At 70.4% G+C, this 20,769-nt stretch carries 24 protein-coding genes and 1 pseudogene; 13 read left to right on the top strand and 12 right to left on the bottom strand.

Annotated features, from left to right (window positions below; genetic code table 11):
• Positions 1-21 precede the first annotated feature (21 nt).
• Complete coding sequence (otsB, locus tag OG352_RS19370) at positions 22-906, bottom strand: trehalose-phosphatase (RefSeq protein WP_329218490.1); 885 nt, start codon at positions 904-906, stop codon at positions 22-24.
• Between the two features lie 50 nt (positions 907-956).
• The gene (locus OG352_RS19375; protein WP_093775401.1) at positions 957-1,196 is read right to left on the bottom strand and encodes a DUF3263 domain-containing protein; all 240 of its coding nucleotides are present in this window, start codon (positions 1,194-1,196) and stop codon (positions 957-959) included.
• A 151-nt stretch (positions 1,197-1,347) separates the two neighbouring features.
• Between OG352_RS19375 and OG352_RS19380 the strand changes: the two genes are divergently transcribed.
• The 3 genes from OG352_RS19380 to OG352_RS19390 all read left to right on the top strand — a co-directional run bounded on the left by OG352_RS19380 (position 1,348) and on the right by OG352_RS19390 (position 4,550).
• Positions 1,348-2,289, top strand: a complete 942-nt coding sequence (locus tag OG352_RS19380) for an ROK family protein (protein WP_329218492.1) — start codon at positions 1,348-1,350, stop codon at positions 2,287-2,289.
• Between the two features lie 35 nt (positions 2,290-2,324).
• Positions 2,325-3,521: an N-acetylglucosamine-6-phosphate deacetylase gene (gene nagA, locus OG352_RS19385; RefSeq protein WP_329223887.1), complete on the top strand. Its 1,197-nt coding sequence runs from the start codon at positions 2,325-2,327 to the stop codon at positions 3,519-3,521.
• A 99-nt stretch (positions 3,522-3,620) separates the two neighbouring features.
• Entirely contained in the window at positions 3,621-4,550 is a 930-nt protein-coding gene (locus OG352_RS19390; protein WP_329218493.1) for a 1-phosphofructokinase family hexose kinase, read from the top strand.
• A gap of 11 nt (positions 4,551-4,561) precedes the next feature.
• Here the strand turns inward: OG352_RS19390 and OG352_RS19395 are convergent, their stop codons facing one another.
• Positions 4,562-5,542 (bottom strand): CBM35 domain-containing protein, encoded by a 981-nt coding sequence (locus tag OG352_RS19395; protein ID WP_329218494.1) that lies wholly within the window; start codon positions 5,540-5,542, stop codon positions 4,562-4,564.
• A gap of 160 nt (positions 5,543-5,702) precedes the next feature.
• A complete protein-coding gene (gene cdgB, locus OG352_RS19400) occupies positions 5,703-7,424 on the bottom strand; it encodes a diguanylate cyclase CdgB (RefSeq protein ID WP_329218496.1) in 1,722 nt (573 codons plus the stop codon).
• A 499-nt stretch (positions 7,425-7,923) separates the two neighbouring features.
• On the opposite strand from cdgB, the gene OG352_RS19405 reads away from it, so the two are divergent.
• Positions 7,924-8,469 (top strand): flavin reductase family protein, encoded by a 546-nt coding sequence (locus OG352_RS19405; protein WP_329223888.1) that lies wholly within the window; start codon positions 7,924-7,926, stop codon positions 8,467-8,469.
• Between the two features lie 60 nt (positions 8,470-8,529).
• Positions 8,530-9,045, top strand: a complete 516-nt coding sequence (locus tag OG352_RS19410) for a GNAT family N-acetyltransferase (RefSeq protein ID WP_443072302.1) — start codon at positions 8,530-8,532, stop codon at positions 9,043-9,045.
• A gap of 29 nt (positions 9,046-9,074) precedes the next feature.
• Here OG352_RS19410 and OG352_RS19415 read toward each other — a convergent pair whose 3' ends face one another.
• Positions 9,075-9,386, bottom strand: coding sequence for a hypothetical protein (locus OG352_RS19415; RefSeq protein ID WP_329218498.1), 312 nt, complete (start codon positions 9,384-9,386; stop codon positions 9,075-9,077).
• Between the two features lie 138 nt (positions 9,387-9,524).
• Positions 9,525-9,962 (bottom strand): alternative ribosome rescue aminoacyl-tRNA hydrolase ArfB, encoded by a 438-nt coding sequence (gene arfB, locus OG352_RS19420; protein ID WP_329218499.1) that lies wholly within the window; start codon positions 9,960-9,962, stop codon positions 9,525-9,527.
• Positions 9,963-10,198: 236 nt separating this feature from the next.
• Between arfB and OG352_RS19425 the strand changes: the two genes are divergently transcribed.
• Positions 10,199-10,774 carry a TerD family protein gene (locus tag OG352_RS19425; protein WP_329218500.1) on the top strand — a complete coding sequence of 192 codons (576 nt, stop codon included), beginning with the start codon at positions 10,199-10,201 and terminating at the stop codon, positions 10,772-10,774.
• Between the two features lie 131 nt (positions 10,775-10,905).
• A complete protein-coding gene (locus tag OG352_RS19430) occupies positions 10,906-11,172 on the top strand; it encodes a helix-turn-helix domain-containing protein (RefSeq protein WP_329218502.1) in 267 nt (88 codons plus the stop codon).
• Positions 11,173-11,590: 418 nt separating this feature from the next.
• On the opposite strand, the gene OG352_RS19435 is transcribed toward OG352_RS19430, so the two are convergent.
• Positions 11,591-11,776: a hypothetical protein gene (locus OG352_RS19435; protein ID WP_329218504.1), complete on the bottom strand. Its 186-nt coding sequence runs from the start codon at positions 11,774-11,776 to the stop codon at positions 11,591-11,593.
• A 171-nt stretch (positions 11,777-11,947) separates the two neighbouring features.
• Here OG352_RS19435 and OG352_RS19440 point away from each other — a divergent pair, with 171 nt between their 5' ends.
• Positions 11,948-12,157, top strand: coding sequence for a hypothetical protein (locus tag OG352_RS19440; RefSeq protein ID WP_329218505.1), 210 nt, complete (start codon positions 11,948-11,950; stop codon positions 12,155-12,157).
• 8 nt (positions 12,158-12,165) lie between these two features.
• Here OG352_RS19440 and OG352_RS19445 read toward each other — a convergent pair whose 3' ends face one another.
• Both OG352_RS19445 and OG352_RS19450 read right to left on the bottom strand, forming a co-directional pair.
• The gene (locus tag OG352_RS19445) at positions 12,166-12,345 is read right to left on the bottom strand and encodes a DUF397 domain-containing protein (RefSeq protein ID WP_329218507.1); all 180 of its coding nucleotides are present in this window, start codon (positions 12,343-12,345) and stop codon (positions 12,166-12,168) included.
• A gap of 11 nt (positions 12,346-12,356) precedes the next feature.
• Positions 12,357-13,208 (bottom strand): helix-turn-helix domain-containing protein, encoded by an 852-nt coding sequence (locus tag OG352_RS19450; RefSeq protein WP_329218509.1) that lies wholly within the window; start codon positions 13,206-13,208, stop codon positions 12,357-12,359.
• Positions 13,209-14,084: 876 nt separating this feature from the next.
• Between OG352_RS19450 and OG352_RS19455 the strand changes: the two genes are divergently transcribed.
• Complete coding sequence (locus OG352_RS19455; RefSeq protein ID WP_329218510.1) at positions 14,085-14,855, top strand: SDR family oxidoreductase; 771 nt, start codon at positions 14,085-14,087, stop codon at positions 14,853-14,855.
• Here the strand turns inward: OG352_RS19455 and OG352_RS19460 are convergent.
• Positions 14,852-15,745, bottom strand: a complete 894-nt coding sequence (locus OG352_RS19460) for a LysR family transcriptional regulator (RefSeq protein WP_329218512.1) — start codon at positions 15,743-15,745, stop codon at positions 14,852-14,854. The two genes, OG352_RS19455 and OG352_RS19460, sit on opposite strands and share 4 nt — an antisense overlap.
• A 318-nt stretch (positions 15,746-16,063) precedes the next feature.
• On the opposite strand from OG352_RS19460, the gene OG352_RS19465 reads away from it, so the two are divergent.
• The 3 genes and pseudogenes from OG352_RS19465 (at position 16,064) to OG352_RS19475 (ending at position 17,950) form a co-directional block, all read left to right on the top strand.
• Complete coding sequence (locus OG352_RS19465) at positions 16,064-16,435, top strand: hypothetical protein (protein ID WP_329218514.1); 372 nt, start codon at positions 16,064-16,066, stop codon at positions 16,433-16,435.
• Positions 16,436-16,496: 61 nt separating this feature from the next.
• A pseudogene (locus OG352_RS19470) lies at positions 16,497-17,000 on the top strand (NAD(P)-dependent oxidoreductase); the annotation flags it as partial.
• Between the two features lie 68 nt (positions 17,001-17,068).
• Positions 17,069-17,950, top strand: coding sequence for an NUDIX hydrolase (locus tag OG352_RS19475; RefSeq protein ID WP_329218515.1), 882 nt, complete (start codon positions 17,069-17,071; stop codon positions 17,948-17,950).
• 4 nt (positions 17,951-17,954) lie between these two features.
• On the opposite strand, the gene OG352_RS19480 is transcribed toward OG352_RS19475, so the two are convergent.
• The gene (locus OG352_RS19480; RefSeq protein ID WP_329218516.1) at positions 17,955-19,394 is read right to left on the bottom strand and encodes a M1 family metallopeptidase; all 1,440 of its coding nucleotides are present in this window, start codon (positions 19,392-19,394) and stop codon (positions 17,955-17,957) included.
• Positions 19,395-19,452: 58 nt separating this feature from the next.
• Between OG352_RS19480 and OG352_RS19485 the strand changes: the two genes are divergently transcribed.
• Positions 19,453-19,953 carry a hypothetical protein gene (locus OG352_RS19485; protein ID WP_329223890.1) on the top strand — a complete coding sequence of 167 codons (501 nt, stop codon included), beginning with the start codon at positions 19,453-19,455 and terminating at the stop codon, positions 19,951-19,953.
• A gap of 74 nt (positions 19,954-20,027) precedes the next feature.
• On the opposite strand, the gene OG352_RS19490 is transcribed toward OG352_RS19485, so the two are convergent.
• Positions 20,028-20,726 (bottom strand): pentapeptide repeat-containing protein, encoded by a 699-nt coding sequence (locus OG352_RS19490; protein WP_329218517.1) that lies wholly within the window; start codon positions 20,724-20,726, stop codon positions 20,028-20,030.
• Between the last annotated feature and the right edge of the window lie 43 nt (positions 20,727-20,769).

Below are 20,769 nucleotides of genomic sequence, written 5' to 3' on the forward strand. Positions count from 1 at the left end.
GCCTGCGTGCGGGCTCGGAACTCAGCCCACCCGACCCGCCAGGTCCCGCAGCAGCCGTACGACGCCGGAGGGCCCGTCGACGACGAGGTCCGCGCGTTCGGTCAGCTCGGTGACCTCGGTGCTGCCGCTGCACACCAGCAGGCCCGGGACGCCGTCGGAGCGGAGTTTCCCGACGGCGGCGAAGGCGGGGAGGTCGCCCAGGTCGTCGCCGGCGTAGAGGACCGACCGGGCGCCGGTCTCGCGGACGTGGTCCAGCAGGGCCACGCCCTTGTCCATGCCGGGTGGGCGCAGTTCCAGGACCAGGCGGCCGGGCTCGACGATCAGGCCGTGGCGGGTGGCGAGGTCGGTGAGGGGGGCGCGCAGCGCGTCGAAGGCGGCCTGGGGGTCGTCGGCGCGGCGGGTGTGGACGGCGACGGCCCGGCCGCCCTTCTCCTCCACCCAGACGCCCGGCCGGTCCCCGGCCGCCGCCAGGATCCGCGGGAGTTCGGCCCGCACGGCGGCCACGCCGGGGTGCGGGGCGGGGGCGTTCAGGGTGCCGGTGCGGGCGTCCCAGCGTTCGGCTCCGTAGTGGCCGAGGACGGCGAGCCGCGCCAGTCCGTCGACCCCGGCGAACCCGCCGTTGCGTACGGCGACCTCGGCGGGCCGGCCCGTGATCACGGCCACGGCGGCGACCTTCGGCGCGAGGGCCGCGAGCGCGGGGACGGCGTCGGGATGCGCCCTGGCGTCCTCCGGGTTCTCGACGATGGGGGCGAGGGTGCCGTCGAAGTCGAGGGCGACGAGGGTGCGGGAGGGCCGGGCGAGGATCGCGGCGAGCGCCTCGCGACCGGCGGGGGTGGTGGGGGTGGGGAGGGGGAGCAGGCGGGAGCGGGGGTCGGGGTCCGTGGAGTGCGTCTCTTGGGTGCCCATACGGCGACCATAGCCAACGGGCGACGGCCCCGGTGTCCTGAGCCGGGGCTCTAGCGCTCCCCGCGCCTCGACTCCCGGACCCTCCGCAGCCTGTTCACCGTCACCGGGTCGTGGGCCAGGGCCCGGGGATCGTCGAGGAGGGCGTTGAGGAGCTGGTAGTAGCGGACCGGGGAGAGGTGCAGCTCCTCGCGGATCGCGCGTTCCTTCACGCCGGGGCCGGGGAATCCGCGCCGCTCCAGGGCGAGGATCCCTCGTTCCCGCTCCGCCAGCTCTTCGTCTCGCCGTTCCATGCCCGCACCGTAACGCCCGCCACCGACACCGGGCTCATCCGGTGTTGTCCATCGACTGATTGTTCATACCATTGGATCCGCTATCCGGAGTAAGGTCTACACCACGTAAGTGGACTAGACCTCTCATGGGTCCTCGGTCCACACTGTTCCGGTGAGACATGTCATCGCCCTCGACGTGGGCGGCACCGGGATGAAGGCCGCGCTGGTCGGCGCGGACGGCACGCTGCTGCACCGGGCGCGCCGGGCCACCGGCCGGGAGCGCGGCCCCGACGCGGTCGTCGCCGGCATCCTCGACTTCGCCGCCGACCTGCGCGAACACGGTGCCCGCGAGTTCGGCGAGCCCGCCGCCGCGGCCGGCGTCGCCGTGCCCGGCATCGTCGACGAGGCGAACGGCGTCGCCGCCTACGCCGCCAACCTGGGCTGGCGGGACGTCCCCCTGCGCGAGCTGCTCACCGTCGCGCTCGGCGTGCCGGTCGCCCTCGGGCACGACGTCCGCACCGGCGGCCTCGCCGAGGGCCGGATCGGCGCGGGGCGGGGCGCGGACCGGTTCCTGTTCGTGGCGCTGGGCACCGGCATCGCGGGCGCGATCGGCGTCGACGGCCGGGTGGAGGCGGGCGCGCACGGCTTCGCGGGCGAGATCGGCCACATCGTCGTACGGCCCGGCCAGGCCCTGTGCCCGTGCGGGCAGCGGGGCTGTCTGGAGCGGTTCGCGTCGGCGGCGGCGGTGAGCGAGGCGTGGGCGGCGGCCTGCGGCGACCGGGAGGCGGACGCCGCCGACTGCGCCAAGGCCGTCGCGTCCGGCGACCCGAACGCCGTCCGGGTCTGGCAGACGGCGGTCGACGCCCTCGCCGACGGCCTGGTCACCGCCCTCACCCTGCTGGACCCCCGCACGCTCATCATCGGTGGCGGCCTGGCGGAGGCGGGGGAAACCTTGTTCACACCCCTACGGGACGCGGTCCGACACCGGGTCACCTTCCAGAAACTCCCGCAGATCACCCCGGCGGCACTGGGCGACAGCGCCGGATGCCTGGGAGCGGGCCTACTGGCCTGGGATCTCCTCAACACGACCGACGGCACGGAGGTAAGAACCTGATGGCCACCCCCCCAGGGGCGCGGGACAGCGCCGATATGCGGCTCCGCCGCGGGGCGCGACCAGCCACGACGCACCCGCAGGTACTAGCCGGTGCGAGGGTGGTACTACCGACGGGCACGCTCCCCAACGGCCGCGTAACCATCGACGGCACCCGAATCGCCGCCAACGCCCCGCACGGGACCCCGCAGGGGGGCGCGACGGTGATCGACGCAACCGGCCACTGGCTGGTACCGGGCTTCATCGACCTGCACAACCACGGCGGCGGCGGCGCCTCCTTCCACGGCACGGCCGACGAAGTCCAGCAGGCCATCCACACGCACCGCCTGCACGGCACGACCACCCTCGTCGCCTCGGCCGTCACCGACGACATGGACGTCCTGGTCCGCCAGGCCGGCCTGCTCAGCGAGCTGGCCGAGCAGGGCGACCTGGCCGGCATCCACTTCGAAGGCCCCTTCATCTCGCCGTGCCGCAAGGGCGCGCACTCCGAGGCGCTGCTGCGCGACCCGGACCCGGCGGAGGTGCGCAAGCTGCTCGACGCGGCGCGCGGCCAGGCCAGGATGGTCACCCTGGCGACGGAACTGCGAGGCGGCCTGGACTCCGTACGCCTCCTGGTCGACCACGGCGTGATCGCCGCCGTGGGTCACACGGACGCGACCTACGAGCAGACGGTCGAGGCCATCGAGGCCGGCGCCACCGTCGCGACGCACCTCTTCAACGCGATGCCGCCGCTCGGTCACCGCGCCCCCGGCCCCATCGCCGCGCTGCTGGCGGACGAGCGGGTGACGGTCGAGCTCATCAACGACGGCACCCATCTGCACCCGGCCGCACTGGAGTTGGCGTTCCGGCTCGCGGGTCCGGGCCGGGTCGCGTTCATCACGGACGCGATGGACGCGGCCGGCGTCGGCGACGGCCGCTATCTGCTCGGGCCGCTGGAGGTCGAGGTCAGCGAGGGCGTGGCCCGGCTGGTGGAGGGCGGCTCGATCGCGGGCTCCACCCTCACCCAGGACCGCGCCTTCCAGCGGGCGGTGACGGTCGACCGCATCCCGGTCGAGGACGTCGTCGCCGCCACGTCCGCCAACCCGGCCCGCCTGCTGGGCATTGACGACCGGGTGGGCTCCCTGGAACCGGGCAAGGACGCCGACCTGGTCCTGCTGGACGACGACTTCATCCTCAAGGGCGTGATGCGCAAAGGCAGTTGGCTGGTGGATCCCCAACTGGCCCAACTGGCCTGAAACTCCCACTGAAACGGTGGCCGACCGGAGGACTGGGCCGGTCGCCGTCTCTTTGGCATGATCGGGCCTCCGGAAAGCACATGCGTGAGGGAGGTCCAGGTGATCCTCACCGTCACCCTGAACACCGCTCTCCACGTCACCTACCGCGTCCCGGCCCTGCGTCCGCACACCTCGCACCGGGTGACCGACGTGCGGGAGCGGGCCGGCGGGAAGGGGCTGAACGTCGCGCGGGTGCTCGCCGCTCTCGGTCACGAGGTGACGGTCACGGGTTTCGTGGGAGGGGCCACCGGACGCGTCGTGCAGGAGCAACTCGCCCCCGTGGCAGGGATCGTGGACGCGCTCGTCCCGGTCGCCGGGGCCACCCGCCGCACGGTCGCCGTCGTCGACGCCCGCACCGGCGACACGACCCGGCTCGACGAACCCGGACCGGTCGTCGTCCCGGCCGAGTGGTCCGCCTTCCAGGAGGTGTACGGCGAACTGGTCGCCGGGGCCGACGCGGTGGCCCTGTGCGGGAGTCTGCCGCCGGGGGTGACGGTGGGCGCGTACGCGGGACTGATACGGACCGCCCGGGCCGCCGGAGTCCCCGTGCTGCTCGACACGAGCGGGGAGCCGCTGCGCCGGGGCGTCGCCGCCCGCCCGGACATCGTCAAGCCGAACGCCGAGGAACTGGCCGAACTCACCGGCTCCCACGACCCGTTGCGCGCCACGCAGGACGCCCGCAGGCGCGGCGCACGGTCGGTCGTGACCTCCCTCGGCGCCGAGGGCCTGATCGCGGCGACCCCGGAGGGCCGCTGGCGCGCCACCCCGCCCGCCCGGATCCCGGGCAACCCGACGGGCGCCGGCGACTCCGCGTCCGCCGGCCTGCTGTCGGGCCTGGTCGACCAACTCCCGTGGCCGGAGCGCCTGTCCCGCGCGGTCGCCCTGTCCGCGGCGACCGTACGGGCCGCGACGGCGGGCGAGTTCGACCGGGCGGCGTACGAGGAGTTGACGGGCCGGATCGCGGTGACCGGAGAGGCCACCGCGGCCTAGCGACCCGCCGGCTACTTCGTGACCTGACCCGCCTTGAGCCACAACTGGTCAAGCAGGACATTGCACTTGTCGCCGTTCTGGCAGGAGAGCGTGAGGGTGTTGGTGCCCTTGGTGAGGGTGGGCCAGGTGTAGCTCGTCGTCCAGCCCTTGACGAAGTCGCCGTCGGGGGCGTGGGCGTAGTTGTCCAGGCCGAACTTGCTGCCGAACGTCTTGCCGTTGACGGTGAGCGTCATCTCCTGGTCGGCACCGGGCACGCTGTAGTGCGCGAAGAGGGTGTACGTGCCGTCCGACGGGATGCCGTCGACCTTCCAGGTCACCGAGTTGCCGGCCTGGTTGAGGTTGCCGACGTAGGTGCCGCCGGCCGCCTTCGCGCCCTTGACGTCCGAGGCCAGCGCGGCGCTGCCGCCGAGGCTGAGCGCCTTCGCGTCGATCGTCGGGAGCTCGTCCGCGTTCGCTTCGCTCGTGGCCGACTTGCTGGGCGAGGGGCTCGCGGAGGCGGAGGCCGCGGTGGAGGTCTGGTCGCCGCCGTCCGCCTTGTCGCCGGTGTTGGAGTTGCCGTTGGCCATGGCCACCGCGATGCCGATCACGACCGCGGCGACCACCGCGACCGCGCCGATCAGCAGCCCCTTGGTGTTGGGGCCGCGGCCACGACCGCCGCCACCGCCCTGCTGCCCGGGCTGCCGTCCCGTAGGGGGTCCGCCGGGGAAGCTCTCGGGGGCGCCGTAGTGGGCGTTCTGCTGGCCGTAGCCGCCCTGCTGCTGGGGAACCGTCGGCGGCTGCCCGTACTGGCCGTACTGCGCGGTCTGCTGCTGGGCCTGCTGCGGCTGCCCGTACTTGCGCTCGCCGACCGCACGCACTCTGTTGACGGAGTTGGGGTAGCCGTAGCCACCGCCGGAGGGCGGCTGTGCGCCGTTGGCCTGGCCGTCGGCGTAGAGGTAGCCGAACGGGTCGTCGTCCTCGGGCGTACTCGCGCCGTTGTTGCCGGGCGTCATCCCTTCGTACTCCTCAAAGTGCGGGGCGGATGCGATACGCGTACGGGCAGCTGATACGCGTACCTATACGTGCGGAGAACAGCGAGCCTACCCGCTCCCCACCCTCCGAACGGGTGACTCGGATCGCATCAGCCCGGCGACGATGCCGCTGACCTGGTGATCATCCGGCACGTCTGTGCTGTTTGGGACGAGATCGTTTCTCGACGTACATGCGCTCGTCGGCCGACTTCAGCACTTCGTCCGCGGTCATCCCGCAATGTGCCCAGCCGATGCCGAAACTGGCCCCCACCCGCACGGCCCGGCCCTCGGCGCGGATCGGCTGGATGATCTCGTTGCGCAGGCGTACGGCGAGGTCGGCGGCGTCGGCACGGCCGAGGCCGTCGGCGAGGATCACGAACTCGTCGCCGCCGAGACGGGCCACCGTGTCGCCGTCCCGGACGGCGCGCGAGAGGCGTCGGGCGACCTCGATGAGAACTGCGTCACCCGCGTTGTGCCCGAACCGGTCGTTGATCGACTTGAAGCCGTCGAGGTCGCAGAAGAGGACCGCGAGCCCCTTGCTGCCGTCGTCGTGACTTTCCTCGGGGGCGGCCGTGTGGACGTGGACGTGGTGGTCGAAGCCGTCGAAGGACTCGGCGCCGGCGGGCCGGTAGTCGAAGCCGTCACCGTTGACACCGCCGTTCACATCCCCGTTGAGGTCACTGGTCACGCCGCCGTTGACGTCGAAGGCGGCGTGGCCGTAGGCCGTGTCCATGGCGTCGACGGCGGTGGGGAGGGTCGAATGGGGGCGCCGGCAGATCCGGGAGGACAGGCGCGAGCGCAGTTCGGCCGAGTTCGGCAGCCCGGTGAGGGAGTCGTGCGAGGCGCGGTGGGCGAGCTGCAGCTCACGGCGCTTGCGCTCCTCTATGTCCTCGACGTGGGTGAGGAGGAAGCGGGGGCCGTCGGTGGCGTCGGCGACGACGGAGTTACGGAGGCTGACCCAGACGTAGGTGCCGTCGCGGCGGCCGAGGCGCAGCTCGGCGCGGCCGCCTTCGGCGGAGGTGCGGAGCAGGGTGCTTATGTCCTCGGGATGGACGAGGTCGGAGAAGGCGTACCGGCGCATCGCGGAGGCGGGACGGCCCAGCAGACGGCACAGGGCGTCGTTGGACCGGAGTATCCGCCCGTGCTGGTCGCCGCCCATCTCGGCTATCGCCATGCCGGAGGGGGCGTACTCGAAGGCCTGCCGGAAGCTTTCCTCACTGGCGCGCAGAGCTTGCTGCTCGCGTTCGAGCCGGACCAGTGCCCGCTGCATGTTCGCACGTAGACGCGCGTTGCTTATCGCGATGGCGGCCTGGAACGCGTACATCTGGAGCGCCTCGCGCCCCCACGCGCCGGGCCGCCGGCCGTTGCGCGGCCGGTCCACGGACAGGACGCCTATCAACTCGCCGCACGGCTCCCCGCTGCCGGCCGCGGCGGGCGTGTACATGGGGGCGAAGAGGCGGTCGGAGGGGTGCCACTCGTCCTCGAAGCGGGGCGCGGGCCCGTCGGTGTACCACTGCGGGACGTCGTCGTCGTCGAGGATCCAGCCCTCGGTGTGGGGTATGAAGACCAGGTCGCCCCAGGTCTCGCCCATGCCGAGGCGCCGCTCCCAGGAGTCGCGCGAGCCGACCCGGCCCGTGATGAGGGCCTCGGCGGCCGGGTTGCCGGCGAACGCGGCGACCACGAGATCGCTGTCCGGGCGTACGAGATTGACGCACGCCAGCTCGAACCCGAGTGCCGTGACCACGCCGTTGGCGACGGTCTGCAGTGTGTCTGGCAGGCTGCGGGCCGTGTTCATCTCGGCCATGACCTGATGCAGCTGTCGCAGGGACGCAAGACGGACGTACGGCTCCGACTCGGTCTCCATATGTTTCGCCCTCCCCCCGAGACTTCGCAGCGAATCAAGGGTTGTCTCCGGCGTAACGTCTTTCTGGTGCAGTCTGGTGCAGTGTTGTCGGTGTGTGTCTCCTTGTGACGCCTCCGCCACTGAATCACAGCGCGCTGCCCACTCGGTACACAGGGTCAACAATTAATGCCTCTTGTGACTCAAGTCACAGATGAACGTGAACAATTGAGTGGAGTTTCCGCGTTTTCCTGTGTGTTTCCTGAACGCGGCCTGAACACGGACAGCGACATAACGACGACTTACGGCCCACGACTGACGACTGACCGCTTACGGCCGACGACTTACGGCTGCGGTAATCCGTCCACGGTCGGTCCACGGTCCTACGACCCGGTTCCGGCGAACTCGGCCGGAGGGCCGATGCGGCGCGCACCGGCCGGACACTAGCGTTCCGGACGTGCCTCCAGACGCGCTCAAGACCGTACCGACCGTCCAGACCCTCCAGACCCTCCAGACCGTACCGATGACTCCCTCCGGGCATGCTGAGGGAGTGAGCAACGACGCGTTCCGTGCCGCCATGTCCCGGCTCGCCGACGGCGTGGTCCTGGTGACCGCCCGGGAACCGTCCCTGGACCCGGACGACCCCGGGGCGCCGGACTGCGAGGACGTCGGCATGACGGCGACCGCCTTCGTGTCGGTCTCCCTGGACCCGCCGCTGGTCCTGGTCAGCCTGCGCACGGGCTCCCGCATGGACGACCTGCTCGACGAACAGCCCGTGTGGGCGGTGTCGGTGCTCTCCGAGAACCAGCGGCACATCGCCGGCCGCTTCGCGATGAAGGGCCGCATCAGCGACCGTCTGCTCTTCGCGGACGTCCCGTACGTCCGCGGCGAGGTCAGCGGCGCGCCCCTGGTCGACGGCGCCCTGGCGACCCTGGAGTGCCGCACCGAACAGGTGGTGCGGGCGGGCGACCACACCCTGGTGATCGGCCGCGTGCTGACCGCGACGGCACCGAGCGCGGACGGCGGCCCGCTCGTGTATTTCCGGGGCCGTTACCGGCAGTTGGGATAACGGGCGGACCCACTGGAAATACCGTGGCCGTCCCGGGAACAGTGCGCTTAGGGTGCCCGCATGACTGGCATGACTGGCACGACAGGTGGGACCGGTGGGACGACGGCTTCGGGACTCCGACTTGAGGAGATCACCCCCCGGAACTTCGAAGCCGCGACCGGTATTCGCGTGCACCCCGACCAGGAGTTCGCGGTCTCGCCGGTCATGCAGTCCCTCGCGGAGGCCTACGTCCATCCCGAGGGCGTCGCCTGGCCCCGTCTGATCATGGACGGCGACCGTCCCGTCGGCTTCCTGATGGCCTTCCTCGACATCGACTGGAACGGGCGCGGCGACGGCAGCGTGATCCGCTCCGGCCTGTGGCGGCTGAACATCGCCGCCGACCAACAGGGCCGCGGCTACGGCCGTTTCGCCGTGGAGTCCGTCGCCGCGGAACTGCGTCGCTGGGGCACCAAGGAGATGTACGTGACCTGGCACGAGGGCGAGAACGGTCCCGCGAACTTCTATCTGCGGCTGGGTTTCCGGAAGAACGGCGAGCAGAGCGAGGGCGAGACGGTAGGCGTCCTGGACTTGGACTAGTCCCAACGCCGTGTAGATAGGCGTGGGGTCTAGTTCCTGAACCAGGGCAGGGTCACGTTCAGTTGGGAGAGGCGTCCGGGGTCGCTCGTGACGTCGATCAGGGCGATCCGTCCACCGCCTACGAAGGTGAAGGCGAGCGCCCGTTCCACGCGGCCGTCGACCAGCACCACCAGTCCGGTCGCGCCGTCCACCAGGGCGGGCCGGGCCGCGGCTGCGAGATGGGCGTAACTCGACGCGCCGCGCGCGACCGCCGCAGCGCCCGTGGTCACCGCCGCCCCGGAGCGGGCCATGACGTCCGGATCCAGGACGGCGAGCAGTCCGTCGTCGTCACCTGTTGCCATCGTTCGTCATCTCCCTGCTCGCGGTTCGCTGTCATGGGGATGACGGGTTGCGCGCAGAAAATGTGACACCTTCACGAAAAGTGTCACATTCACGGGAGGGGACACGTTCGCGCGAGGGGACGGGGACGGGGGACCCGGTCAGGACCAGTCCCGCCCGTTTCTCCCCCGCTTCGTGTCCGACCGCTGCTTCTTCTCCCGCAGGCGGCGCTCGTTGATGCCGCGTGGGATACGGGTGGGCCGGCGCTGCTTGGGCGGCGGGGCGGTGGCCTCGGCGAGGAGTGCGGCGAGGCGTACGGCGGCGGTCTCACGGTTGCGCCACTGCGAGCGGTGCTCGGAGGCGCGGACGGTGACGACGCCGTCGACGAGCCGCCCGGCCAGCCGCTCGAGCGCCCGCGCCTTCCACACCTCGGGGAGGGCTTCGGTGCGGGCGAGGTCGAAGCGGAGCTCCACCTGCGTGTCGCTGGTGTTGACGTGCTGCCCGCCCGGCCCGGACGACCGCGAGAAACGCCACATGAGCTCGGCCTCGGGGAGGGAGACGGAGCCGCGGACGACATAGGGACCAGACATGCCGACCATGTTCCCGCTAGTGGCACCCCACGTCACGCGAATATCCCGGGGTTCGTGGTGGATCTCCTTGGTGGATCTCCTCCCCTCGGAGCTGTCGCGGGGACAGTCGCCGGGACACCTTGGTAAAGAAAGTAAAGAAACGCGGAGTGGCGGGGAACCTTGACCACCCTTCGCTGCGTTCATAGGGATAGCTGTAGCTTCGTGCCCGTGCGAAGCCGTACACAACGAGGGAAGGACTCCCAACCATGGCTGTAAGCCTGTCCAAGGGTGGCAACGTCTCGCTCACCAAGGAGGCTCCGGGCCTGACCGCCGTCACCGTGGGCCTCGGCTGGGACGTCCGCACCACCACCGGCACGGACTTCGACCTCGACGCCTCCGCGATCGCGGTCAACCCCGAGGGCAAGGTCTACTCGGACGCCCACTTCGTCTTCTTCAACAACAAGCAGACGCCGGACCAGACCATCGTCCACACCGGCGACAACCGCACCGGCGAGGGCGCGGGCGACGACGAGTCGATCAACGTCAACCTGGCGGGCCTCCCGGCCGACGTCGACAAGATCGTCTTCCCGGTCTCGATCTACGACGCGGAGAACCGCTCGCAGAACTTCGGCCAGGTCCGCAACGCCTACATCCGCATCCTCAACCAGGCCGGCGGCGCGGAAATCGCCCGCTACGACCTCTCCGAGGACGCGGCGACGGAGACGGCCATGGTCTTCGGCGAGCTCTACCGCAACGGCGCGGAGTGGAAGTTCCGCGCAGTCGGCCAGGGCTACGCCTCGGGCCTGGTCGGCATCGCCCAGGACTTCGGCGTCAACGTCTAAAGCGACCCCGCCCCAAGAACACCTCTGCTGCACACCTCTACTGCCCCGTGCCGGACTCTTCGCCACGGGGCAGTGGTGTGCGGGTCATGCCGAGCACCACTTCGACTGGACGAAGGAGGGGAGGGGAACCGGTGAACCACTCCCAGTGGAGGACGCGTGAGACGCGGAGACTCCTGGGCGATCAGGTCGAGGAGTCTCCCGCATACGTGGAGGCCGGACATGCCTTCGCCCTCGGACAAGCTGTCTACGATCGCCGTACCGAGCTAGGCCTGTCGCAGAGCGAACTGGCGCGGCGCGCGGACATGACCCAGCCGCAGATCTCCAACATCGAGGGTGGCGACTCAGTGCCGACCCTTCCGCTGCTCGCCCGGCTGGCCAAGGCACTCGCACCTTCCTGATCGTCTGCCACGGCCATGGCTGACCGCCGCCGCCCGTGGTGGGGCGGGAGTTCAGGGAGGAGGGCTGCGGGTCGCTGCGGGCCGCGCTAGTCGGAGCGACGTGCCTGCGTCGGCAGGACGGCTGCGGCGCGGAGTGCTTCGGCTATCCGCTCGACGTGGTCGGCGCGGACCATGCCCCGTGCACGAACGGCGTGCCGGAATTCGGGGTCTTCGAACTCGGGCCGTGCGGCCCTCTGCCCGGGGCAGGTGGTCCGCACAGAAAGGTGACACTTCGGTACGGGAGTGTCACCTTTCTGCACCTCAGCTACCGGGGACCCTGCGTGCCCGCGCACCGACAGATCGAGACCTGCCACCTCGCGCAGCGCCGTCGTCGCGTCGTCCGCCCGACGGCGGCTCTCCCTCCACGTCGACATGTCCATCAGTGCGCCTCGGCGCGGTGCGCACGCAGTTCGACGTTCCGGTCGGACGCAGCGCTGTAGTCACCGATGGAGCGGGCGTTCCGTCTGGCGACGACGAACGACAGACAGACGGCGCAGCCGGGCTCGGCGGCGGGCTCGACCGGAAGCTCGGTCAGACGGTAGTTCTGCGGTCGCTGTGTCTCCATGTGCGCCTCTCACGTGGTCTGTTCGATGCAACGGCCTTAGGAACGCAGCAACTTACGGCTACATGGTCTTGCGCGAGCTTGCAGACGCATCACCCAAGAGGGTCAACCGGCTTCTCCGCCCGCGAGCAGTCACCCGAGCATGTCGAGAGCGGAGACAATCAGCCTTCTCGCTTGTCCCCCATCGCCCTGTATCCCGGGCATTCCTTCTCCATCTTCGGCGGACGCCGCGTCCACGTCGAGACGTTCTCGGCGGGCCTCGACGTCACCGACGAACCTGAAATCGCCGTTTACGAGAAGGCCTTCGCCCTGTTGGAGCGGTCGGCTGTCTACGGCCAGGAGGCACGGGAGCTGATCGGGGCCGAATTGCGCGAAATGGGTTGAGGGTTGGCCTAGGTCTTCCCCTTGACCTGATGGATCAGGGCCAGAAGGCCTGCGGGAGGTACGGCGATTACGGTGTCTGCGGCGTCGCTTTCGCGGAGGAGGAGGCGGCGGGGCTCGGCTCGGGCGACTTCGACGCAGTCCTCGGCATCGATTCCCGAGAAGGACGACTTCTGCCACTGGGAAGGCATACCGGTCCCTTTCACAGCTCTTGCGCGATGCGATGGATGAGTTGCCGGGATGCGTTTTCAGTCAGCGCCGCGCGCTCGGCGAAGTCGAGCATCCCTCCGAACCTCGCGAGGCCGGCCGTGTCGGTGACGGGGATGCCGCCCAACGGGCTGTCCAAGTGCACCGTGTCGAGCTGCGGCACCACTCCAGCCGCGTACAGCAGGGAATGCGCCGCCTCGATGAAGTCCTCGCAGGTGAACGGGATGACCCGAACCGTCACCGCCGGCCACGCCGACGCCTCCAGCAGGAATTCCAACTGCCCCTTCGCCACCTTGCGGCCTCCGTAGCGCATACGCAGGGCCGCTTCGTGCACCAACGCCACGAACGGGGTCGGCGACGCCCGCTCGAAGATGGTTCGTCGACGGACTCGGAACTCCACGCGTGCGTCCACCTCGTCTGCGGGCAGCTTGGGGACGTAGCCGGTGTGGATCGCCCGTACGTACTCCTCGCTCTGCAGGATTCCCGGGATGTTGACGGTCTGGACACTGCGCAGACGGGTTGCCCGGTACTCCAGCTCGGCGAGATCCAGGAAACCCGGGCGCAGGACGCCCCGGTACTCCTCCCACCACCCCTTGACCCGCTCCTCCGCCATGCCGCACAGCGCCTCGATCAGCTTCTCGTCGGAGGCTGAGTACAGCGTGGCCAGCCGCCGTACCCGTTCCGCGCTGACGCCCCAACGACCCGCCTCGATATGGCTGATCTGCGCCTGGTTGCCACCGAGGAACGCTCCTGCCTCGCGGGCTGCCATGCCGGCCGCCTCGCGGAGTTTCCGCAGCTCCGCGCCCAGCCGGGCCTGGCGTGCGGTGGGGTTGCTCCTGGGTGGCATTCGTTCCTCTCCTGGTCGAGCTGTCCAAGTCTGCCGTGAACACGCGCAGGCGGTCCACTCGCACGAGTGGCATTTCGGCACATCCATGTGCCGTCACATGGATGTGCCCTATTGTCGTAGCCGTCAGCCCGCGGCACGCCAGTGAACCCGCAGTGCAGTCACCCCTGGTGCCCGAGCCACGGTGGCCTCAGCCGCGCAACCCCCCTGAACCGACCGGGAGTTGAAACCATTGAACGCCAGACCAGCCCACCCCCCGCAGATCTACCGCCTCCGCACCCCCAACTCCCCCACCAGCCCCAAGATCTGCCGGGACACGGTCGCTCTTCTGCTTCAGGTGACCGGGCACGCCGAACTTCGGGACGCCGCAGGGCTGTTGGTGTCTGAGCTGGTGACGAATGTGGCTCTGCACACCGGCTCCCTCGCCGTCCGGCTCGAAGCCGTCGTTCGCCACGACCGCGTGCGGGTGTCCGTGTACGACGACGAGCCTGCCAGGCCCTCGGGCCCTTCGACTCCTGCCCACGACAGAGCGACGGTGGGCGCGGATTACTGCTCGTCGAGGCGATGGCGCAGGCGTGGGGTGTCGGGGCGGCGCATCCGTCGGATCCGATGGGAGCGTCCGGTCGGGGTGGCAAGCACATCTGGTTCGAACTCCGCGACCAACCCACCCGTAGTTGACCTGCGCCCAGAGGGGGCAGGGTGCTATAGGAGTTCCCTATAGCACCTGCTGATATTTCGTCTTTGCCTCTCGTTGTTTTGCGAACGTACCGTGAAACCGCTCGGCGAGGTGCTCACCGCGAATTCTCCGAATTCGTGCTCGGTATGCGGCGATTCTTGTTTCGTCGAGCTGACTGACACGCTATTGAGAGGAACGGTGGCATGACCACGATCGAGAACGGATCGGGAACGCGGGAACTCGTGGGAAAGCGGGCCCTGGTCACGGGTGGTTCTCGTGGAATCGGAGCGGCAGTCGTGCGCCAGCTCCTGGACGCGGGCGCCGAGGTGCTCACGACCGCCAGGTCGGCGACGAGTACGGTGCCGGAGGGGGCGGCCTTCGTGGCGGCCGACGTGCGGACACGGGCTGGAGCGGAGGCGCTCGCCGCGGCGGCGCAGGAGGTGCTCGGCGGGGTGGACGTCCTGGTCCACAACGCGGGCGGGGCGCGACCGTACGAGAGCACTACCGCCATCCCCGACGAGGAGTGGCAGGACCAGCTCGACCTGAACTACCTGGCCTCGGTGCGGCTGGACTCGCTGCTGGTACCGGGGATGCGGGAACGGCGTTCGGGGGTGATCGTGCACGTCTCCTCGGCCGCGGTTCCCGCCACGCCACCACCGTTCCTGCACTACACGGCGGCGAAGGCGGCGCTGGAGAACTACAGCCGGGGACTGGCCTCGGAGCTGGCCCCGTTCGGGATCCGGGTGAACACCGTGACTCCCGGCCGGGTCGCCACCCCCGGCGGCGAACTGACGCGGGAGCAGTGGGCGCGTCTGGACCCGTCGCAGGGCCAGAACAACACCACCGTGCCGCTGGGGCGCATCGGTCAGCCCGACGACATCGCCCACGCGGTGCTGTTCCTCATGTCCGACCGGGCGAGCTGGCTGACCGGGAGCAATCTCGTCGTGGACGGCGGTGAATTCCCCAGGGGTTAACGCCGCGAGAAGGGAGCGGAATTGGACCAGGTCTCCTGGCGCAGGAGGTCGAGCAGGGCCGTCTCCGCCGGGCCCGCGCCGGGCCGGAGCACGGCGATGACGGGCTGGGACACGACCGGGAACACCGGGCGGACGAGGTGCTCGTGACCGTGGGGCACCGCGGAGGCCGGGACGAGGGTCACCCCCAGCCCGTGGGCGGCCCAGCGCACGGCCGTCGCCGTCTGGGACGCGCGGGCGGCCGTGGTCGGGGTCAGGTCGTTGTCCCGCAGCACGTTGAGCAGCACTCCGTCGAGCGCGCTGTCACGGTCGAACCTCACCCACGGCTCCCCCTCCAGTTCGCGCAACTCGACCCGGTCCGCAGTGAGTTGCCGGTGCCCGGTGCCCAGCACCACGACGAACTCCTCGTCGCCGAGGTGGTGTGCGGCGGCGGGACTCCGCTCGCACGCCGCCATCAGCGCGAGGTCCAGCACGCCCCGGCGGCACAGCCGCTCCAGCTCGGCGGAGCTCGGCTCCTCGAATACGGTGACCTCCAGCCGCGGGAAGCGGCGGCGCAGTGCGCCCAGCGCGCCCGGCAACTGCCGCGTGCCGAAGCCCATCTGCACCGCGACCACCAGCTCGCCCACCAGCTCGTCGGCACCGGCACGCGCCGTCGCCCTCGCCCGCCGCGACGCGCTCACCGCGACCTCCGCCTCCCGCAGGAACGCGCGGCCGACCACGGTGGGCACCAGTCCGGTCGGCGTGCGGGCGAACAGTTTCACGCCGAGTTCGCGCTCCAGGCCGCGGATCTGCTGGGACACCGACGGTTGAGCGACGTGCAGCAGCTCCGCCGCCGCCGTCACCGAGCCCTTCTCGGCAACGGCCAGGGCGTACTCGTACTGACGAAGGCTCATCGGCTCCCGTCCCCTCCATGCGGGTCGCTGTAACAGGTGTTACAACACGGGAGGCGGCGCGTTTACTCCGCGTCCCTGTCCGTGTCCGTCACCTTGTCCGTGTCCGTGTCCGTGTCCGTCACCGCGTCCGTGTCCGTGTCCGTCGCCGTCGCCGTCGCCGTCGCCGTCGGGGGCTTTGGCTCAGAGTGCGGGAGGTTGTCGGCTGGAGGAGACTGGATACGTCTCTCTTTTCATCGCCTCTTTCGTGCTCTTCAGCGTTGGCGAATTATTCGTTCACTCCGCCACTCCGTCACTCCGTCAATTCACGGGAGGAAGAGAATGAGTACTACGCCTGCGAGCGTCAACGAATGGTACCTAGCCGGACTCATTTTCGGATGGGAGGCGCCCCAGTGCACTGCTCAAGCACCGGCGCCCCTCAACGACGAAACCCTCCAGGCCTACTTCCAAGGAGTTCAGGACGGAGGCGTCGCCCGTCTTGACTTCGAGGATCAGAAGGCCGCCGAGACGGACAATCCGGAGCCGGTGAATTACCCGACGATCGGGCCCGTCCCCGGGGGCGGTGTTCCGCTGGACGAATACCTCAAGGATCAACGAGAGCTCCTTGAAGGGCTTTTCCACCAGCACATGCCCCACATCGAGGTCCCGGAATACGAACCCTGGTATCCGCCCTTCGAGAGCGTGCCCCGGTAGGCGGTTCGGGCAACCTAACCCGGGGTAACCACCCACTAAAAGGTGCGTACTTGAACGCCTGATGATCGGTGTCCCTGAGGCCGGCGGTTACGTCTTCTACAGCGGCTCCCGGGAGGTGTTCGAGCAGTGCCGGCAGACGCTGGGCGTCCCGGCCCGTACGACCTACGTCGGTGAGAACGCGGGCTTCGCGGCACTGCACGACGTGGCCCTGCTCAGCGCCATGTACGGGATGTTCGCCGGCGTCGCGCACGCATTCGCCCTGGTCCGCGAGGAGGACATCGACCCCGCCTCGCTCGCCCCGTTGCTCGCCGACTGGCTCGTCGCGATGGCCCCGTCCGTCCATCAGACCGCCGAGCAACTGCGCAGCGGCGACTACACCAAGGGCGTCGTCTCGAATCTCGCCATGCAGGTGGCCGGTGCGCCGACGTTCCTGAGCACCGCCGAGCAGCAGGGTGTCAGTCCCGAACTGCTCAGCCCGTTCTTCGCGTTGATGCGGCGCCGCCTCGCGGAGGGCGGGGGTGCGGAGGAGGGGCTGACGGGTGTGATCGATCTGTTGGTGGGCTGACGACCGGCCGCGTGCCGCAGGATCCGCGGGCAGGTCCTACAGGTCCTACGGGTCCTACTCTGCGTCCCATGCGCCTCGATCCCCTTCCCCTCAGTCCCGGCCTCGGCAACCCCGCCCCGCTCCTCGCCGAACTCACCGCCCTCCATGCCTCCCACCACTCGTTTCACGTCCTCTGCGGTGGCATTCGGCCGGAGCAGGTGGTGGTAGCGCTTGCGGAGGAGGTCGCGAATCCGGGTGTCGAGGTGTTGGTCGCGCGGAGTGAGGGGCGGCTCGTCGGGGTGGTGGTGGTCGCCCTCGGTCGGCATCCCGATCCGGCCGAACCCGAGCCCGAGCCCGAGCCCGAACCCGAACCCGAACCCGCCCGTCCCGATCGCGCCGAGCCCGGCCCCCGGATCAAGTTGCTCATCGTCGATGCGAGTGTGCAGGGACAGGGGCAGGGGTACGGGCGGGGGATCGTCGCGTTGGTCGAGGAGCGGTTTCGGGCTGACGGGTGTGGGGAATTGCTGCGGGACCGTCAGGCCGGGCGGGTGGCCGTCGTCGATCCCGGCGGGGCCGTTCTGCTCTTCCGGTACTACAACGTCGAGGACGGCGTGCACTGGGCGTTGCCCGGGGGTGGGCTGGAGGAGGGGGAGTCGCCGCGCGAGGGCGCCCTGCGGGAGCTGGGCGAGGAGACCGGGTGGACGGATCTGGAGCCCGGGCCGCTGCTGTTCACCTGGGAGCACGATTTCGTGCGCGCCGGCATCCTCGTCCGGCAGCACGATCACATCTACGTCACCGCCGGGCCGCGCCGTGAGCCCGCCGGGGCCGACCTCGCGGCCGCCCACGCCTCGGACGGCATCCTCGGCTGGCGCTGGTGGACGCGTGCGGAGCTCGCCGAGGAGGCGGGGTCGGTGTGGCCGTCCGGTCTTGCCCGGCTGCTCGACGCGTGGGAGGCGGACACCGGGCGGTGACGGCTCAGGGGCGGCGCGGCGGCTTGCCCTCGCCGTACAGCCAGTCCGACCAGATCTCGTCGAAGTCCGCGTCGGGCGCCGCCTTTTCGACGTACGCCGTGAAGGCGGCCGTGTCCGCGTTGGCGTGGCGGTGGGCGGCGGCCCAGCCCTGGACGAGGTCGTAGAAGGTGTCGTCGCCGACGGTCTGGCGGATGCGGTGGATCACCATCGCGCCGCGCTGGTAGACGGGGGTGTCGGAGATGTGGGCGGCGGTGGCCGGTTTCGCGGGTGGGAAGGACCACAGGTCCTTGTACTCGTCCTCGCCGTGGTCGTACAGGGTCGTGAACGTCTGTTCCGCCGTCGCGCCGCCCTCGTCCTCCGTCCACAGCCACTCGGCGTAGGTCGCGAAGCCCTCGTTCAGCCACATGTCCTGCCAGCTCTTCGGTGTGACGGAGTCGCCGAACCACTGGTGCGCGGTCTCGTGGACGAGGGTCACGAGGTCGGGGGCGCCGGGGTAGAAGGGACGGTTCTGGGTCTCCAGGGCGTAGCCGGCGTCCCCGGGACGGTCGACGATCGCGCCGGTCGAGGAGAAGGGGTACGGGCCGAAGTTGTACTCCGCCCACTCCATGGCCTCGGGGAGCCGGGCCAGTACCTTGCGACTCGCGGCCGTCTGCGTCGGGTCGACCGCTACGTACACCGGGAGGCCGTCCTTCGTAGACGTGCGGGTGAGCGTGTAGCGGCCGATCGCGAGTGTCGCCGCGTAGCTCGCCATCGGCTCCGCGGTGTGCCAGGTGAAGGTCCTGCGGCCGTCGGCCGTCGTGCGCTCACTCTTCAACTCGCCGTTGGAGACTGCCGTCAGGCCCTTCGGGACCGTGACCTCGACGTCGTACGACGCCTTGTCGGAGGGGTGGTGGTTGCCGGGGAACCAGGCCATGGAGCCGGTCGGTTCGCCGAGGGCGAGCGCACCGTCCGCGGTGCGCAGCCAGCCCTCCTTCGAGCCGTCCGGGTCGGTGATCGCGCGCGGGCTGCCGGAGTAGCGGACCTCGGTCTCGAAGGCCTCGCCCTCGGTGAGGGTGTCGGGCGGGCGGACGGTCAGCTCCTGGCCGTCCCGGTCGTACTCGGCCGCCCTGCCCCCGACGGTCACCTTCTCGACCTCCATGCCCGCCAGGTCCAGGTCGAAGGCGGAGAGGTCCTCGGTCGCGCGGGCCGTGATGACGGCGGTGCCGGTGAGACGGTCGCCGTCGGGGGTGTAGGCGAGGGTGAGGCCGTAGTGGGAGACGTCGTAGCCGCCGTTGCCCGCCTTCGGGAAGTACGGGTCGCCCAGGCCCGGAGCACCTTCGGAGCCGTCCCGCCCACCGTGCCGTCCACCATCCTGCGAGCCCTCTTGCGAGCCGTCGCACGCGGTGAGGGTCAGGGCTAAGGCCAGGAGCACGGCGGGCGGGACAAGGCGCGCGGATCGGGGCATGTCAGCGATCTTATGGCGGCGTCGGGGCCGGGCGCAGGGGCGTGACACCATCGCCTACGTGCTCGATATCGGCTACGCCCTCTCCAACCGCTTCCCGGACCCGCCGCAGACGGACTACCGCCGCGCGGACGTCCGCACCCTGCGCCACGACCTGTTCTGCGGCGACGTCTACCTCGCCGACACGAAGGCCGACCGCGAGGTGTCCACAGCCTGGGGATGGGTGCCGGTGCTGGACTTCGCGTGGGCGCTGTGCGACATCGTGGAGCGGATCGACCAGGACCCGGCGGGCTCCCGCGCCTCCCGCCCCCAGTACGCCGAACTGGACTTCACCGAGTCCACCGACCGCATGGTCTTCGAGCGCCGCTTCGGCTGGGTGGAGATCGAGGCCGACTGGATGCGGGTGGAGGAGCCCGCGCTCACCTTCTCCCACGCCGAACTCCGCCGCGAGGCCCGCGACTTCCTGCACGACCTCCTCGCCGACCTGACCGACCTGCACGACGACCTGGGGGAGAACCCGGCGATCTGGACGTTGCAGGCGAAGTTTCCCCGGCTGAAGTAAGACTCCGGCCGGCCCGTCCCGCCCTGCCTCCGGCCCGTCAGCCCCTCCCTTCAGCTCGCAGCCCCCTCCCCTTCTCAGCCCTCCACCCTGATCCCCAGCTCCCCCGCCAACACCGGTGCCAGGTCCAGGAGTTGGGCCGTGCTGATCACCGCGCCCGACAGGCGGTCCACACCGCCCGCGATGCCCAGTTCCGTCACTCCGCGCAGGTCCACGTCCGTCAGGGTCGCCGCGGTGAGGTCGGCGGACTTCAGGGCGCAGTCGATGAACTCGACGCGTTCCAGGCGGGCGCCGCCGAAGTCCGGTTCGACCAGGACGCAGGCCTCGAAGACGACGTCCCGCAGCCGCGCCTGGCGCAGGTTCAGGTAGTCGATCTTGCCGCCGCGGATCACCACCCGTTCCAGGACGGCGCCGTACAACTGCGTACCGCCCAGCCGGGCGTCGACCAGCTCGACGTCCCGCAGGGTAGCCTCCGCCAGGTTCGTGCCGACGCCCCGGATGCCGGTGAGGGACGAGTCGAGGAAGCGGGCGTGACGCAACCGGGTCTCGTCCAGCGCGCAGCCTCTCAGGGCGCAGTCCATGAAACGGGCGCCCCCGCCGTCCTGCCCGGCGAGGTCCAGCTCGCGGAACTCCACACCGTCGTAGTCCCCGTCGGGCTCCAGCTCCCCGCCCCCGTACGGCTCCAGCGCGGGCAGCCGCACCTCCGGACGCTTCGCGCCCTTCACCACCCTGGCCCCCGCCCCGACCCTGACCTCACCACTCGCTCGCCTCGCCATACCCCCCATGCTGCACCCCACCACTGACAATCCCCCCTCCACC

This window comes from Streptomyces sp. NBC_01485 (assembly GCF_036227125.1).
In the GTDB taxonomy this organism is placed as follows: Bacteria; Actinomycetota; Actinomycetes; order Streptomycetales; family Streptomycetaceae; genus Streptomyces.

Bases quoted from the DNA above. Each gene is read 5' to 3' on its own strand.
- OG352_RS19490 (WP_329218517.1), bottom strand. From the start codon at position 20,726: ATGGCGAGGCGAGCGAGTGGTGAGGTCAGGGTCGGGGCGGGGGCCAGG.
- arfB (WP_329218499.1), bottom strand. From the start codon at position 9,962: ATGGTCGGCATGTCTGGTCCCTATGTCGTCCGCGGCTCCGTCTCCCTC.
- otsB (WP_329218490.1), bottom strand. From the start codon at position 906: ATGGGCACCCAAGAGACGCACTCCACGGACCCCGACCCCCGCTCCCGC.
- OG352_RS19375 (WP_093775401.1), bottom strand. From the start codon at position 1,196: ATGGAACGGCGAGACGAAGAGCTGGCGGAGCGGGAACGAGGGATCCTC.
- OG352_RS19410 (WP_443072302.1), top strand. From the start codon at position 8,530: ATGACTGGCATGACTGGCACGACAGGTGGGACCGGTGGGACGACGGCT.
- OG352_RS19480 (WP_329218516.1), bottom strand. From the start codon at position 19,394: ATGCCCCGATCCGCGCGCCTTGTCCCGCCCGCCGTGCTCCTGGCCTTA.
- OG352_RS19395 (WP_329218494.1), bottom strand. From the start codon at position 5,542: ATGACGCCCGGCAACAACGGCGCGAGTACGCCCGAGGACGACGACCCG.
- OG352_RS19455 (WP_329218510.1), top strand. From the start codon at position 14,085: ATGACCACGATCGAGAACGGATCGGGAACGCGGGAACTCGTGGGAAAG.
- OG352_RS19435 (WP_329218504.1), bottom strand. From the start codon at position 11,776: ATGGAGACACAGCGACCGCAGAACTACCGTCTGACCGAGCTTCCGGTC.
- OG352_RS19405 (WP_329223888.1), top strand. From the start codon at position 7,924: ATGACTCCCTCCGGGCATGCTGAGGGAGTGAGCAACGACGCGTTCCGT.
- cdgB (WP_329218496.1), bottom strand. From the start codon at position 7,424: ATGGAGACCGAGTCGGAGCCGTACGTCCGTCTTGCGTCCCTGCGACAG.
- OG352_RS19450 (WP_329218509.1), bottom strand. From the start codon at position 13,208: ATGCCACCCAGGAGCAACCCCACCGCACGCCAGGCCCGGCTGGGCGCG.
- OG352_RS19465 (WP_329218514.1), top strand. From the start codon at position 16,064: ATGAGTACTACGCCTGCGAGCGTCAACGAATGGTACCTAGCCGGACTC.
- OG352_RS19475 (WP_329218515.1), top strand. From the start codon at position 17,069: ATGCGCCTCGATCCCCTTCCCCTCAGTCCCGGCCTCGGCAACCCCGCC.
- OG352_RS19425 (WP_329218500.1), top strand. From the start codon at position 10,199: ATGGCTGTAAGCCTGTCCAAGGGTGGCAACGTCTCGCTCACCAAGGAG.
- OG352_RS19460 (WP_329218512.1), bottom strand. From the start codon at position 15,745: ATGAGCCTTCGTCAGTACGAGTACGCCCTGGCCGTTGCCGAGAAGGGC.
- OG352_RS19415 (WP_329218498.1), bottom strand. From the start codon at position 9,386: ATGGCAACAGGTGACGACGACGGACTGCTCGCCGTCCTGGATCCGGAC.
- nagA (WP_329223887.1), top strand. From the start codon at position 2,325: ATGCGGCTCCGCCGCGGGGCGCGACCAGCCACGACGCACCCGCAGGTA.
- OG352_RS19445 (WP_329218507.1), bottom strand. From the start codon at position 12,345: ATGCCTTCCCAGTGGCAGAAGTCGTCCTTCTCGGGAATCGATGCCGAG.